This is a genomic window from Pseudoalteromonas phenolica (genome assembly GCF_044788725.1).
Taxonomy (GTDB): Bacteria; Pseudomonadota; Gammaproteobacteria; order Enterobacterales; family Alteromonadaceae; genus Pseudoalteromonas; species Pseudoalteromonas phenolica_C.
Map to the genome: position 1 here is coordinate 569,743 of NZ_CP173161.1, position 14,964 is coordinate 584,706.

Annotated in this window: 16 protein-coding genes; 10 read left to right on the forward strand and 6 right to left on the reverse strand. The window is 42.1% G+C overall.

The features are described 5' to 3' along the window. Window positions 1-168: 168 nt before the first annotated feature. From rph to ACH784_RS02615, 7 genes are all read left to right on the forward strand, one after another. Window positions 169-882 carry a ribonuclease PH gene (gene rph / locus ACH784_RS02585; RefSeq protein ID WP_058031002.1) on the forward strand — a complete coding sequence of 238 codons (714 nt, stop codon included), beginning with the start codon at window positions 169-171 and terminating at the stop codon, window positions 880-882. Between the two features lie 21 nt (window positions 883-903). Further along, window positions 904-1,545, forward strand: coding sequence for an orotate phosphoribosyltransferase (gene pyrE / locus ACH784_RS02590; protein ID WP_138477972.1), 642 nt, complete (start codon window positions 904-906; stop codon window positions 1,543-1,545). 479 nt (window positions 1,546-2,024) lie between these two features. Continuing rightward, entirely contained in the window at window positions 2,025-3,392 is a 1,368-nt protein-coding gene (mpl, locus tag ACH784_RS02595; RefSeq protein WP_404393301.1) for a UDP-N-acetylmuramate:L-alanyl-gamma-D-glutamyl-meso-diaminopimelate ligase, read from the forward strand. A 30-nt stretch (window positions 3,393-3,422) separates the two neighbouring features. Then, on the forward strand, window positions 3,423-4,046 hold the full coding sequence (locus ACH784_RS02600) for a flavin prenyltransferase UbiX (RefSeq protein ID WP_130255467.1): 624 nt from the start codon (window positions 3,423-3,425) through the stop codon (window positions 4,044-4,046). 1 nt (window position 4,047) lies between these two features. Continuing rightward, the gene (locus tag ACH784_RS02605; RefSeq protein ID WP_058030998.1) at window positions 4,048-4,968 is read left to right on the forward strand and encodes an ABC transporter ATP-binding protein; all 921 of its coding nucleotides are present in this window, start codon (window positions 4,048-4,050) and stop codon (window positions 4,966-4,968) included. Further along, on the forward strand, window positions 4,965-5,738 hold the full coding sequence (locus ACH784_RS02610; protein WP_138477977.1) for an ABC transporter permease: 774 nt from the start codon (window positions 4,965-4,967) through the stop codon (window positions 5,736-5,738). The genes ACH784_RS02605 and ACH784_RS02610 overlap by 4 nt, the downstream gene beginning before the upstream one ends. Beyond that, window positions 5,738-6,409: a tRNA (guanine(46)-N(7))-methyltransferase TrmB gene (locus tag ACH784_RS02615; RefSeq protein WP_404393304.1), complete on the forward strand. Its 672-nt coding sequence runs from the start codon at window positions 5,738-5,740 to the stop codon at window positions 6,407-6,409. Before ACH784_RS02610 ends, ACH784_RS02615 begins: the two co-directional genes overlap by 1 nt. A 50-nt stretch (window positions 6,410-6,459) precedes the next feature. On the opposite strand, the gene ACH784_RS02620 is transcribed toward ACH784_RS02615, so the two are convergent. Continuing rightward, complete coding sequence (locus ACH784_RS02620) at window positions 6,460-7,785, reverse strand: IS4 family transposase (RefSeq protein WP_404389411.1); 1,326 nt, start codon at window positions 7,783-7,785, stop codon at window positions 6,460-6,462. Between the two features lie 196 nt (window positions 7,786-7,981). Continuing rightward, window positions 7,982-9,859, reverse strand: a complete 1,878-nt coding sequence (locus ACH784_RS02625) for an EAL domain-containing protein (RefSeq protein ID WP_404393306.1) — start codon at window positions 9,857-9,859, stop codon at window positions 7,982-7,984. Between the two features lie 253 nt (window positions 9,860-10,112). Between ACH784_RS02625 and panP the strand changes: the two genes are divergently transcribed. After that, window positions 10,113-11,738, forward strand: a complete 1,626-nt coding sequence (panP, locus tag ACH784_RS02630) for a pyridoxal-dependent aspartate 1-decarboxylase PanP (RefSeq protein WP_404393308.1) — start codon at window positions 10,113-10,115, stop codon at window positions 11,736-11,738. Window positions 11,739-12,011: 273 nt separating this feature from the next. Further along, entirely contained in the window at window positions 12,012-12,401 is a 390-nt protein-coding gene (locus ACH784_RS02635; RefSeq protein ID WP_404393310.1) for a VOC family protein, read from the forward strand. Here ACH784_RS02635 and ACH784_RS02640 read toward each other — a convergent pair. The 4 genes from ACH784_RS02640 to ACH784_RS02655 all read right to left on the reverse strand — a co-directional run bounded on the left by ACH784_RS02640 (window position 12,378) and on the right by ACH784_RS02655 (window position 14,304). Next, entirely contained in the window at window positions 12,378-12,728 is a 351-nt protein-coding gene (locus tag ACH784_RS02640) for a DUF2750 domain-containing protein (RefSeq protein ID WP_404393312.1), read from the reverse strand. The genes ACH784_RS02635 and ACH784_RS02640 overlap by 24 nt on opposite strands. Before the next feature lie 21 nt (window positions 12,729-12,749). Next, window positions 12,750-13,331 (reverse strand): glutathione S-transferase family protein, encoded by a 582-nt coding sequence (locus ACH784_RS02645; RefSeq protein WP_404393314.1) that lies wholly within the window; start codon window positions 13,329-13,331, stop codon window positions 12,750-12,752. 93 nt (window positions 13,332-13,424) lie between these two features. Next, window positions 13,425-13,706: a peptidylprolyl isomerase gene (locus tag ACH784_RS02650; protein ID WP_404393316.1), complete on the reverse strand. Its 282-nt coding sequence runs from the start codon at window positions 13,704-13,706 to the stop codon at window positions 13,425-13,427. Window positions 13,707-13,788: 82 nt separating this feature from the next. Then, window positions 13,789-14,304 (reverse strand): glutathione peroxidase, encoded by a 516-nt coding sequence (locus ACH784_RS02655; RefSeq protein WP_404395168.1) that lies wholly within the window; start codon window positions 14,302-14,304, stop codon window positions 13,789-13,791. Window positions 14,305-14,404: 100 nt separating this feature from the next. Here ACH784_RS02655 and ACH784_RS02660 point away from each other — a divergent pair, with 100 nt between their 5' ends. Then, window positions 14,405-14,890, forward strand: a complete 486-nt coding sequence (locus tag ACH784_RS02660; protein ID WP_404393318.1) for a GNAT family N-acetyltransferase — start codon at window positions 14,405-14,407, stop codon at window positions 14,888-14,890. Window positions 14,891-14,964: the final 74 nt, after the last annotated feature.

Here is a 14,964-nt window from a genome sequence, read left to right on the forward strand (position 1 = left end):
TGGCATTATAGCTACAGGGCAGGTCAGTTTGAAGTGCAATTTCTGCCCAGTCACAAAATCATCATTTTTGTTGAGAGTAAGTTATAGCTCGAATTAACATAAATGTCCGTGGCAAGATAACGCATGACCCTTTATAATATTGAAAATTTTGAATATAGGGGAACGTGGATGCGTCCAAGTGAAAGAACAGCAAATCAAATTAGGCCTGTGACCTTTACCCGTAACTATACTATGCACGCCGAAGGCTCTGTGCTGGTTGAGTTCGGAAACACAAAAGTACTTTGTACAGCAACGGTTGAAGCCGGTGTACCTCGCTTTATGAAAGGCCAAGGTAAAGGTTGGATCACAGCTGAATACGGTATGTTGCCACGTTCTACTCATACGCGTAATAACCGCGAAGCTGCAAAAGGCAAGCAAGGCGGCCGCACAATGGAAATTCAACGCTTAATCGCGCGCGCGCTTCGTGCTGCGGTTGATTTAAAAGCGCTTGGCGAAAACACCATTACAATTGATTGTGATGTGCTTCAGGCAGACGGTGGTACGCGTACTGCGTCTATCAGCGGTGCATGTGTGGCATTGGTTGATGCGCTGACTAACATGCGTGCAAAAGGCATGATCAACAATAACCCACTGAAGTTTATGATTGCAGCAATTTCTGTGGGTGTTTACAAAGGCCAAGCGATTTCTGACCTTGAATACCTAGAAGATTCAGAAGCTGAAACTGATATGAATGTGATCATGACAGAAACAGGCAAGCTGATTGAAGTACAAGGTACAGCTGAGGGCGAACCGTTCTCATTTGAAGAATTAGATGAGTTGTTAGGTTTGGCGAAGCATTCAATCCGCGAAATCATCGATATTCAAAAACAAGCATTGGCATAATTTAAGTAGGGTTAAGTTGACATGAAAGCATATCAAAAAGAGTTTATTGAATTTGCTCTAGAGAAGCAGGTATTAAAGTTTGGTGAGTTCACTTTAAAATCTGGCCGTACTAGCCCTTATTTCTTTAACGCGGGTCTGTTCAACACAGGTCGTGATTTGGCACGTTTAGGTCGTTTTTATGCAGCAGCACTTGAAGATGCAGGCATTGAATACGATTTACTATTCGGCCCAGCGTACAAAGGTATTCCAATTGCAACAACGACTGCAGTTGCACTGGCTGATCACTACAACAAAGACGTACCGTATTGCTTTAACCGTAAAGAAGCAAAAACTCACGGTGAAGGTGGTAGCTTAGTAGGTTCTCCACTTGAAGGTCGTATCATGTTAGTTGATGACGTGATCACAGCGGGTACTGCAATTCGTGAATCAATGGAAATCATTGCTGCGGCAGGTGCTGATCTTTCAGGTGTTTTAATTGCCCTAGACCGTCAGGAAAAAGGTAAAGCTGAATTATCTGCAATTCAAGAAGTTGAACGTGATTTTGGTACACAAGTGGTATCAATCGTGAAACTTGCTGACCTAATTACTTACCTAGAAGAGCAAGGCTCAATGGGCGAGCATTTAGAAGCAGTTAAGGCTTACCGCGACCAGTACGGCGTCTAAACCCCGTCATCTTTCGCTGCGTACATGCGTTGGCTGCTCTCATTGCGGCCAATCACATAGTAAAACTATGCTCATGGCACTCATTCGATTGCCTCCTTCGTACGCAACGAAATCTATAAGGGTTACCCGTATATGTTGCTACGCACGGGTGTTGGCTTCACATATATCGCTGGGTCGCCAGCCAGGCCGATCACATAGGAAACCTATGCTTATGGGTCTCATATGTTTGCCGCCTACGTACAATATGAAATACTTAGAGTTTGAACCTGTTCTATGTGCTGCTATAAATGCGTTTGTTTAATAGAGTAGGTACAAATATAAGATAGAAGATGCCAGTCTAAGACTGGCATTTTTTTTATATATTCAGCCCATATTTAATCAGTATTGATATAACACCTGTTTCTGTAATTAATTAGCACAATAATGGTGATTTCCGTTAATATGGCAAACCATATATTCTTCACCCAAGGTCTTGGTTTATGAGCAACAACAATAATAAACACATTCATATTTTAGGTATTTGCGGCACATTTATGGGCGGCATTGCGGCCATTGCTCAGTCTTTGGGTTATAAAGTGACAGGCTCAGACCAAAACGTTTATCCACCTATGAGCACTCAGCTTGAAGAATTGGGTATTGAGCTCACTCAAGGTTACGATCCTAAACAGCTAGACCCTGCGCCTGATATGGTGGTGATTGGTAATGCCATGAGCCGTGGTAATGCATGCGTTGAGTATGTGTTAGAGCAAGGCTTAAATTACACCTCAGGTCCTGAGTGGCTAAAGAATCATTTACTGCGCGACAGCTGGGTGCTTGCTGTGGCGGGCACGCATGGTAAAACCACAACGGCGAGTATGTTGGCCTGGGTTTTAGAATACGCAGGTTTGCGCCCTGGCTTTTTAATCGGTGGCATAGTGCAAAACTTTGGGGTGTCGGCACGTGTCAGCGATACGCCGTTTTTTGTGATTGAAGCAGACGAATACGACACGGCCTTTTTTGATAAGCGCAGTAAGTTTGTACATTACCTGCCACGTACGTTGGTCATGAACAATCTAGAGTTTGATCATGCTGATATCTTTGCGGATCTAAACGCCATTCAAACCCAATTCCATCATCTTATTCGCACTTTACCGGGTAAAGGCAAAGCCATTTATCCGGCAGATGATATTGCCTTGCAAGAGGTGATTGAGCGCGGTTTTTGGAGTGAACAAGAAACATTAAAAGGCGATTGGGACTATCACTTACTCTCAGCTGACGGCTCGCAGTTTGAAGTGCTTTTACACGGTGAAGTACAAGGGGTTGTGAAGTGGGACGCAATTGGTGAGCACAATGTGAAAAATGCCATGATGACCATTGCCGCAGCTCGTCATGTGGGCATTCCAGTTGAGGTGTCGATTGATGCCTTAGCTGAGTTTATATCACCAAAACGCCGCATGGAGTTGATCGGTGAAGTAGCAGGTATTCGTATTTACGACGACTTTGCACATCACCCAACGGCAATTAAAACCACTTTGGCAGGCTTAAAAGCCAAAGTAGGCAGTGATGAGGTCGTTGCAATTTTAGAGCCTCGTTCTAACACCATGAAAATGGGCGTACACAAACAAACCTTGTTGGCGTCACTTGAACAAGCTGATAAAGCGTATTTATTCGAACCTGAAGGGTTAGATTGGTCGTTGAAGGCCCAAGCCCAAGAAGCAGGGCGAGAGTGCGATAGCACGATTGAGTCTATTATTGAGAAGGTGTGTGCAAACGCACAGGCAGGCCAGCATATTCTTATCATGAGTAATGGTGGTTTTGCAGGTATCCATCAAAAATTATTGGCAGCGTTGCAGGCTAAATTTAGCTAGGTTGCCAACGTCGAGCTTAAAGGTTTAAAAATGAAACAGTATAAAGAGGCCATTACACTGGCTTTTAGTGGCGCATCGGGCGCACCCTATGGTCTTCGTCTACTCGAAGTGCTGGTGGCAATGAACTACCAAGTTTATGTGCTTATTTCGAGCGCTGCGCGTGTGGTGCTTGATACCGAATCAAATATAAAGTTGTCGGGCAATGAGCAAAAATGCACTGAGCAGTTAAGTGAGCTGGTAAAAGCAGGGCCTGAGCAAGTAAAAGTATTTGGTAAAGATAACTGGTTTAGCCCAGTGGCTTCTGGTTCGGCGGCACCGAAAAAAATGGTGGTTTGTCCGTGTAGCGCGGGTTCTGTATCGGCGATTGCGGTGGGCGCATCGGATAACTTATTAGAACGTGCGGCTGATGTGGTGATCAAAGAGCGTGGACAACTGATTTTAGTGCCTCGCGAAACGCCATTTAGCTCAATTCACTTAGAGAATATGCACAAACTGAGTCAGATGGGCGTGACCATCATGCCTGCGGCTCCGGGTTTTTATCATAAACCTGAGTCGATCGACGACCTTGTCGACTTTATGGTGGCGCGAATTTTAGACCACCTCAATATCGAACATACACTCACTAAACGTTGGGGTTATGGAGACCACAAATAACATGACCATCGCATTAAATATTCAAGGCTTACGCAAAGTCTATAAAAATGGCGTCGAGGCGGTAAAAGGCATCGACTTGCAAGTAGAGCAGGGTGATTTTTTCGCGCTGCTTGGCCCTAATGGTGCAGGTAAATCAACCACCATTGGCGTCATCTCATCATTGGTAAATAAAACCGCAGGCACAGTTGAAGTCTTTGGTCATTCAATTGATACAAAGCTTGAAGACGCGAAACAAGAGCTAGGTTTAGTGCCGCAAGAGTTTAACTTTTCTCAGTTCGAAACTCTGAACCAAATTTTAGTGAACCAAGCGGGTTACTATGGTGTGCCACGCAAACTTGCCCATGAGCGTGCCGAGAAATATTTAAAAAAGCTGGGTCTGTTCGATAAGAAAGACAAGCAAGCGCGTACGCTTTCGGGTGGAATGAAACGCCGCCTGATGATTGCGCGCGCATTAATGCACGAACCTAAGTTACTTATTTTAGATGAACCAACCGCAGGTGTAGACATTGAACTACGTCGCTCAATGTGGGATTTCTTACGTGAAATCAACGAGCAAGGGGTAACGATTATTCTGACAACCCACTACCTTGAAGAGGCGGAGTTACTGTGTAAAAACATCGCCATCATCGATCAAGGTACGATTGTTGAAAACACCACGATCAAAGCCTTACTTGCCAAGTTAGACAAAGAAACTTTTGTACTCGACTTACAGTCACCTGTGAAGCCCGTTACCTTAGAGGGTTATGAGTTCGTTATGACTGACGACCACACATTAGAGGTTGAAGTGGCAAAATCTCAAGGGTTAAACGAGGTGTTTTCACAGTTATCAGCGCAAGGTAATACCGTGCTGAGTATGCGAAATAAAGCCAACCGATTAGAAGAATTGTTTGTAAGTTTACTAGAGCAGGGGCGTGAAGCATGAGTTTAAGTCGTTATTCAGTCGCGTTAAAAAGTATTTGGATCAAAGAATGTATCCGCTTTTTACGTATTTGGGTGCAAACCTTAGTGCCACCTGCGATCACTATGACCTTATATTTTGTGATCTTCGGTAGTTTAATCGGCTCGCGTATTGGCGAGATGGGCGGTTTTAGCTATATGGAGTTTATTGTTCCTGGCCTGATCATGATGTCGGTGATCACCAACTCCTATTCAAATGTGGCATCAAGCTTCTATTCGACTAAATTCCAAAAGAGCATTGAAGAGCTGTTAGTGGCGCCCGTGCCAAATTACATTATTGTGCTTGGTTACATGGGCGGCGGTATGGCCCGCGGCATGCTAGTAGGTTTAATCGTCACAATTGTGTCTTTGTTTTTCGTTGATATTCAAATTCATAATGTGTTTGTGATCATCGCCACTGTGGTACTGACATCGGCGGTTTTTGCGTTAGGTGGCCTCATCAACGCCGTTTATGCAAACAGCTTTGATGACATCAGTATTATTCCAACCTTTGTCCTGACGCCACTAACTTACTTAGGTGGGGTATTCTACTCTATCACGCTGTTGCCTGAGTTTTGGCAAGGTGTGTCGCAAGCAAATCCGATCATTTATATGGTGAACGCATTTAGATTTGGCTTTTTAGGTGTGTCAGATGTCAGCATTTACACCTCATTTGCGGTATTATTAGTGCTAATTACTGGTTTATTTATTACGGCACTGACATTAATTCGCCGTGGGATAGGGTTACGTCACTGATGAGTGAAGCAAATTCGAGAAGCATTGTTTCAAACCAACCTGGGCTACATGAAAAGCTCGATGAAATAGTACAAAAGCACCTAGCGGCAGAGTTTAAAAAGCCCATTGCCGAACATACGCAAAAAGCGTTTGATGAGGTCAATGAAAAGGTTCAGGCTTTTAACGGGCCTTTGATTTTAGATTCATGCTGCGGAGTAGGTGAAAGCACAGCCAACTTAGCTAAGCTGCACCCTGATGCCTTAGTGATTGGTATCGATAAGTCGTCGCATCGCTTAGATAAACATGATGTGGAATATAAGCAAACTGAATCAGGGCACTATATTTTAGTTCAGGCTGATTTAAACGACTTTTGGCGCCTTGCGCTAGAAGCTGGTTGGCAGCCAACGCACCATTACTTGTTATATCCAAACCCTTGGCCTAAAGCCAAGCACATTGGTAGACGTTGGCACGGTGCCCCCGTCTTCCCATTTATTGTGAAGCTAGGCGGTATCTTAGAAGTGCGCTCTAATTGGGATATTTACGTTAAAGAGTTTGCACGAGCGCTAGAATTAGCAGGCCACCCAGTTGCGGTTGAAGCTTATGAAAGTGACACTGCTATCACGCCGTTTGAGCGTAAATACTGGGCGAGCGGGCAATCAAGTACGCGTTTGAAACTAGACTTATCTCGCTAGGCTAGGGTTACAATTAAACAATAAAAAAGGGCCTTGAGGCCTAATGCCGTTCACTTAAGGTGAACGGCATTATTACGTTTAGCAACTGGGTATCGGTTTTTAGACACCTTCAATAGCCTCGGGTAACTTCGTTCTCGCTTTCCCTCAAGCTTAAACTGACTAGCATTTTTTTCTATATCTAGAATGATTTTAGGGACATTTCCTGGAGCATATATTGGCATTTGAGTAAGTTTGTAGATGATATGTGATGAAGCATCTCTGAAGCTAAGTTGATTTGGGTAAACACTTTTTAGTGATTTAGCCATCAATATCATTTTGTAACGGATAAGGTTGTAAGCCAGTAACAAGCCCCATAACTCTTGGTGAATTAGCTCCGGTAAATTGCTGCGCAAGGTGAATCGACTTTCCAATAGATATTGCTTCATTTCTCGATAGCCCATTTCAATTTCCCAGCGATGCGCATATAAATCTACAATCTCCGAAGCGGGATATTCCATTGCATCAGTCATTGATGTGAGTACGCTTACTTCTTTCCCTTTCACTCGCCTAGTCAATAATCTCACTGTTATAGAGTCGGGTAAGTTAGGGCGCTTCTTCTTAGCCTGCGGCGTCGTTGTTAGACGAACCAGCTTATCTTGCTTGCCTAGGCTATCTACAACTTCATACTGAGTGCCTTTTTTGAGGGGGAGCAACCAATGCGTATTATTTCCCTTTTGCTCCCATTCATGTAGCAAGCCAAGTGAATAAAACCCTTTATCGAATAGCGTCAAGCTGTTATCTGGCACATGACTTATGAGTTTGCTCGCTAGATTCATCTCGTTTTCACTTACACTATCAAAGGCGCTCCCCAGTATGAGGTGACTGCTTAACTCCATTAAGCAGACCATTCGGACTTGCGGATAACCAGCATAACTGGCTTTGTTGGCAGTTCGAGCAAAGACTGCACTATTTGCAGCGCTATCAGGCGTTCGCCAAACGACACCATCAACACCGTAAATATTAAGGCCGTTCCAATGTGGATGTTCCGCACGGTCATGCCAGGTTTGGGCTGTACGGTAAAAAACATCTTGTACTACATTACTGCCTAACTTTTTTCTGGCTTGAGTGACGGCACTTCGGGCAACATAATCCACGTCTTGAGGTAAAACAATGTCTAATTTGTTAATTAGCTGACGAACGGACTCCGTTCGGAACAAAGACATGCCAATAACAGCCCAAATCATGGCATCCATTGGGAGCTTGCGTTTACGTAATGTTGCTACACCATTGGAATCTAAACAGGCTTGTATAATCTCTGGCTCTAAAACATCGGCCAAGCTTTGAAATTCAGTGAGACGAGAAATAGATGTGCGCGCAAGTGCTTCAGACAATTCCATAAAAAAATCCGATACCAGTAAACTGATATCGGATTGTGAAGCTTTGAAAAGATCGGTCAACTGATCATTAAAATATTTCTTAACTGATCGGCATTAGCCTTGAGGCCCTTTTTTATTGTTCTAAATAAGAAATATTTAACGGAGCTAGCGCCAGTTTTAGTCCCTCAAAATGATTGAGTATTATTGAGGATTGGTATTATGCACTGACCAGGTAATCTATGCTTTCTTCTGGACACTTTATGTGTGGCGTTGCTTTTCCAATATAGGGGCCTTGTAAGTAACTAACGCCAGCCGCACTGAGTAGTTCGTACTGTACTTCGGTTTCTACATTGCCGACGATTAAATGCATTTCTCTGTCTTTGCACAATCGCGCTAAATGCTCAATAAAAGATAGCACCTGTTCATCACTGTCTAGATGTGACGAAATACCGTCATCGAGTTTTATAGCATCAATACTCAGCTTCATCACTCGGCTGACCGTAAGTAAACCACTGCTAACCGAATTCACTAGAATTTTTACGCCCTTACTCTTCAATATATTGATGGCAACGGCCATGGCATTAAAGTTATCGAGTATATCTTGTTCATCGAGCTCGAAGGTGATCAAGCTTGGCTGTGGATAGCGACGCAACTCTTGAGTAATAAAATCAATTAACTGCGGATCAGAAGCATCTTGATAACTAAGACGAATTGACCATGCTGTGCGAGACTTTCTAAAACGAGTAATGCATTGAGAGAAAATGTGGCGGGTTAATTGCCCTTCCATACGTGATTGCTTAACGACTTCAGAAAATGCATCATCGGTGATCAGGCCGCCCTGTTCATCTAGCACGCGCGCGTTACATAAATATTGGCATACCATCTCATGATTCGGGGCGCAGCGAGGGGTAAAGTAGACAACCACGCGATTTTGAGAGAAGGCATCATTGAGCGTTTTAGCCATTGCCAAACGAGAATGTTGTAGTTGTTTTGCTTCATGCTTATCAATGCTGTAAATACATACTAACTCTTTTTGTTGAATGGCTTGACGACATGCTACGTAGGCATTTTCTAGTAACAGAGATTTATTGCCTTCAGCAATGCCAGCATTGAGCTGAATATACAAATGCGGGCGTTTTAAAATAGGCGAACTGGTAGGGTACTGTTGAATTAGATTACTTAAAAAGTGCTCACCTCGTTCGCTATCACAAAGTAATACCAATTTTGAAGTTGCTAATCGGTAGACATATACAGAGCTAGATTGAGATGCAAAGTACTCCATTATCCGACTCATAACCTGATCGCCTACATTCGCACCATAAAAACTGACGATATTTTCTAACTCATGTATTTCAACGATAGCAAGGCTTAGATGCTCACTTTTGTGATGTTTAATATCATGCTCTAAAGCAATACGATTACCAAAACCAGTACGAGGATCTGTGGTGAGCGATCTGCGATATAAAATGAAGTAAAAGCTAGCAACAAGTACGGCGATAAAAAAGAAGAAGCTACCACTAAGGACTGCGCGCGTGACGCTAGCATTTAACTGGGCTTGAACAGAGTCAGTGGTCATGTCGGCACCGACTAAATAGGTTTTACCATTTGGACTAAGATAGGGCACAAAGATGGTTTTAAAGTGACCCCATTGATCTTCAGACACTTCATAAACAGGCTCTGTAGAGCGAAACGCACTTTTATTTGTTACGGTCGCTTCGGGGTATGGATCGAGAAAGCGAGTTAGCTTGTTTTCCTGTAAATCTTCTTTGGTGTGACTCGATGAAGTAAAGAGCACAAAAGGCACTTCGTAGACCATGCTATAAACATATTCTACGCCTAAGGTGTCGGCGAGCTTTGATAATTTTTTACTCAACACTTTATATTGCTCTGGGCTAATAGTCGTTAAGTTATCGTGATAATGCTCATCAATGATTAATTGCGCACTTTGAGCCGCATGAAGCAGTTGCTGGTCAATATCACTAATAATCGCTTGGCGAGTGGTTTCGTAGGTATAATAAACATAACCTACTAAACAGGTTAGAAATATAAAAAAGCCTGCAAAGAGAATATTTGCTGGCGAGGTCCTTCTGATCATTGTTAATCCTTATTCTAAGAAAATATCAGGCTCTTAGATTGATCATTTTTTCAAATATTAGGCAAATATATCACTTAAGTCCACTTCAAGATCACCTCTTTTACACTAGTATAGAAAGCGAGTTTAAGTTTTATAGGTGCAAAACGAGACTTTAATGAAAACTTAAAGTAGAGTTAGCGGTTTAGTCATATAAGAATTATAAGGCCAGTAAAGAACTTTGTTCTGGTATTGGTTTGTTTAACTAGGTAGAAACATGGGTCCTAAGCGTTGTGCTGTAGCTTCTGATGAAACTTTAATGCGTATATTTACGGTGCCGGAAGCGCCAGATTCAACTTTAAGTAAGATTGAACTGGAAATCTCCAATAATTTGGTGGGCTTTTTAAACGAGAATATTGCAGCAATTGAAAAACCTTTGCATGAAGTAGAAAAAGATTTTCAGTCGGCTGCTATTCCAGAACAGCCTATGTTTGTGTCTGACTATGCTCAAGACATTATGGAGCAGCTAGTTGCGCATTCAGTGCATACGGCTTCACCTAGTTTTATAGGTCATATGACCTCAGCACTTCCTCATTTTGTTTTACCACTATCAAAATTGATGGTGGGGTTAAATCAAAACCTAGTAAAAATTGAAACCTCGAAAGCATTTACGCCGTTAGAGCGCCAAGTATTAGGCATGATGCATCATCTTGCTTATGGCGCTGATGAATCTTTCTATAGCAAATGGATGCACAGCGCAAAGACCTCTTTAGGTGCGTTTTGTTCTGGTGGTACCGTTGCTAATATCACCGCACTTTGGATCGCTCGAAACCGTTTGTTAAAACCACAAGGTGACTTTAAAGGCATTAATAGCCAAGGCCTAGTTGCAGCTATGATGCACTATGGCTACAAAGGTCTGGCGGTTTTAGTCTCTGAACGAGGTCACTATTCACTGGGTAAAGCCGCAGATGTGTTAGGTATTGGCCGCGACAACTTTATTGCCGTTAAGACCAGTGATAACAACAAGGTTGATGTTCAAGCCATGCGAGAGAAAGCGCTAGAGCTTGAAGCGCAAGGTATCAAAGTTATGGCGTTAGTGGGTGTTGCTGGGACTACCGAAACAGGCAATATTGACCCATTAAATGAGATGGCTGATTTAGCACATGAGTTAAACTGTCATTTTCATGTTGATGCAGCGTGGGGTGGGGCGACTTTACTTTCTAGCAATGCAAGAGTGTTATTAGATGGCATTGAGCGAGCGGACTCTATCACCATCGATGCACACAAACAAATGTATGTGCCTATGGGCGCTGGTATGGTGTTGTTCAAAGACCCTCATGCCACAGATGCAATTGAGCATCACGCTGAATACATTCTTCGTAAAGGTTCTAAAGACTTGGGCAGCCACACATTAGAAGGCAGCCGTCCAGGTATGGCTATGCTCGTGCATGCATGTTTACGTGTTATTGGCCGCCAAGGTTATGAAATGCTGATTGATAAGGGGATTGCGAAAGCAAAATACTTTGCTGAGCTTATCAAACAAGATGAAGACTTTGAGCTAGTGTCTGAGCCTGAGCTATGTTTATTAACTTACCGTTATGTACCTAAGGCTATCAAACAGGCGATAGCGAATGCGAATGAAGACGAGAAAATAGACATTTATGCTGCATTAAACCGATTTACGGCAAGCATGCAAAAACGTCAGCGTGAGGCGGGCCGCTCGTTTGTTTCTCGTACACGTCTAACACCAGCACAATATGATAATCAGCCTACGGTTGTTTTCAGAGTAGTACTAGCCAACCCATTAACCTCTGAAGCGATGCTAAAAGAAATTTTAGAAGAGCAAAAGCAATTAGCGCAAACCGACCCAATCTTTAAAAAGTACTTAGCTAAATATATTTAACTTTATATAACTAAACGCTATTTATAAATTAAAGCCAACTGAATAAGTTGGCTTTTTTATACCAATACTCTTAATTAAGTGAGCTATTTTAAGGCAAGGAAAGCTTGTCGATAAGAAGGCAAAAATCTTGTAATTTAGTTACTCTAAATAAGAGATTTTTAACGCAGTTAGCGACAGCTTTAGTCCCTGAAAATGATCAAGTATTATTGAGGATTGGTATTTTGCTGTTCAAATAGTATGCTTAGTTTATGCGCTTTTAACTAACATCTAAACATGCAGTATTTAAAAACAATAATTTATGTCGACTCTGTTGAAGAGGCGTTAGATTTTTACTACCAAGCTTTTGGTTTTGCGACTACTGCGCTGACAGAAGCGGCCGATTATGGTGAATTAGATACAGGTATGGTGACACTGGGGTTTGCCTCTCATCCTTTGGCACAAGCACAGTTTAAGCAAAGTTATATTCGTAGCCATCCAAAGCAGCCGGCGCTGGGGTTTGAGTTATGTATTGAATGTGAAAATGTGGCTGAAAGTTATGATAGAGCAGTGGCTGCGGGCGCTGAGCCGCTGATGCCACCAATTCATAGAGGAGAGCACACACAAGCTTATGTGCGTGCTATCGAAGGAACTTTGATTGCGTTAGTCACACAAAGCGCGTGCTAAGCCAGTAGGCTCGATTTCTACACAGACGTTCTCATCGTTCCAGTTTAAACCAAATAGTGCTTGGTCTTCATTTAAGTCTTCAACCCACTCGTCTAACAGCTCATCTAGGTCGATAGCCATAGGCGTGTATTCTTGCCATTCGTCTTTACACTGTGCCTTTGCTTTTTCTTCACTGTCCCATAGCAAAAGTACATCTGCGTTTTCAAACTGATTTGACTCACATACAACAACGCCACCATCTTCAGAGCCTAACGCCCAAACCTGAGCACCTAGGCGAACTTGCTCTACAAATGTGACTAATTCTGATTCAATTTCGATTTCGCTCATCATCTTTTCCTGTTTAAGCTATCAAGAGTGTCGGGGATCAGTTTGTGCTACACCCGGCAAGTTACTTTGCACTTGATGAAAAGCGACCAAGGCAGCAAAGTCTTGCAAATTATAGAGATCACGAAACAAGATCCAATCTAGCAGGCAGTATAAACTGATCTTCAGATAACTGCTTTCTAAAAACGTCTCTTTCACACATTGTTCATTTAAATAACTCAAAAGAGCCGCGATGCGTTCATATTGAAGGTTGAAAAATAGTCTATCTTCAGAGGTGTCTAACCCAGAGCGATGGCAAATCAGTAGTTCAACTAAAGAATCATTACAGGCGTCAATTTGAACGAGTTGATTTGCTTGCCACCAAGTCATTTCAGGTAGCTGCTGATGCTCTGTTAAATAACGCATAATTAACCCTGAGTCTGCAATTGTAAGATCATCATGGGTTAAAAAAGGAATTTTACGAGTAGGATTATGCTGAACAAGGGTATTACGCCCTTCCTCCGCAAAAATATCTAAGCAAGTATAAGGTAAATCGAGTTGGTGATAATGGGCAAACATGCGGATACGACGCGCAAATGGAGAGGTATCAGAACCATATAAATGCATAAAATTGGCTCCTATTTTTTATGCTTATTGAGAAAATACCTTAGAAATTGGTATAAAAAAAGCCGCATCAGCGGCTTGTCATACATTTATTTTTTACGCTGTTCGGCTGGTGACTTCAAGTAAATGATAGCCAAACTGAGTTTGCACCGGGCCTTGAACTTCATTGACTGGTGCTGAGAAAACAACTTTATCAAATTCAGGTACCATCATACCTGGACCAAACTCACCCAGATCTCCTCCATCTTGTCCTGATGGACAGCTTGAATGTTTTTTTGCAAGTTCTGCGAAGTCTGCGCCTTGCTCAATTTCTGATTTCAACTCTAAGCAAAGTGCTTCACTTTCAACTAAAATATGTCTTGCGCATGCAACTGTCATAAATTCTCCGTGATTTTTGAATCTGAGCGAATTTTACTCATAATTTATTCTAGTATAGATATTATTTTTTCTGGTGCAACGATTACAGCGAATTTTCAATTGCTTGCGTTAAATTAGCCGAAAGTGGCTTTGTGCGGCTGTTAAATCTCTGCACAGTTTTGCGATCAGCTGAAACTAAATATTTGTAAAAATTCCAATTAGGTGAACTAGTTTGAGCATTCAGGTGTTTAAAAATTGGGTTCGCATCATCCCCACGTACAGCTGTAGTCGCTAACATGGTAAAAGTGACCCCATAATTCACGAAGCAAACTTCTGCAGTATCGGCTTCATCATTTTCTTCTTGAAAAAAGTCATCGCTCGGAAAACCAATGACAACTAAGCCTTGGTCTTTATATTTTTTATGCAAAGCTTCTAAGTCTTTAAATTGGTCAGTAAAACCGCAATTACTTGCCGTGTTAACTATCAGTAATGGCTTATCTTTAAATTCGCAAAAATTAACAGACTCTTCAGAATGTAACTTTCTCATTGATACATTCGTAAAATCATCACACGTTTCAGCTTGAACGGTGATCGAGAAGAGTGAGCTGAAAAAAATCATAAGGCTTAATAAATACTTACACATAGGGTTTCCCTTTTTTAATTTGGCTGGTTTAAGATACGTTTTTTTAGTCAGCCACGATCATTGTAGAGTAAAAGTAATGAATATTCGCTATGCACAAGCATCTGATTTAGAGGCCATAGTTGCAATTTATAACGAAACGGTCGCCAGTCGGATGGTGACAGCCGATACACAGCCTGTCACTGTTGAGTCTAGAAGAGCTTGGTTTGCGAGTCACAATACATCGTCGCCTATTTTTGTATATTGCGATGAAAATAAAGTACTTGGCTGGCTGAGTTATAAAGATTTTTATGGGCGACCAGCTTATCAAAAGTGTAAAGAAATCAGCATTTATATAACGCAAAAAGCCCGAGGGCAGGGACTGGGCAAAATATTATTAGAGTTTGCACAAAGTCATGCTCGCGAGATTGGTTTAAGAGTACTTCTTGGATTTGTTTTTTCTCATAATATTCCTAGTATCAAGTTATTTGAGCAGCAAGACTTTACTGTGTGGGGGGAATTTCCGGAAGTGGCAGAAATGGATGATCAGACTTATAGTTTGACTATTCTAGGGAAGCATTTGTGATCGACCGTTACGATCAATAATTTGCTCAGGTTTGAGTTCAGTCAATTTCTATCTTTTAGATAAATTGGTGTGTG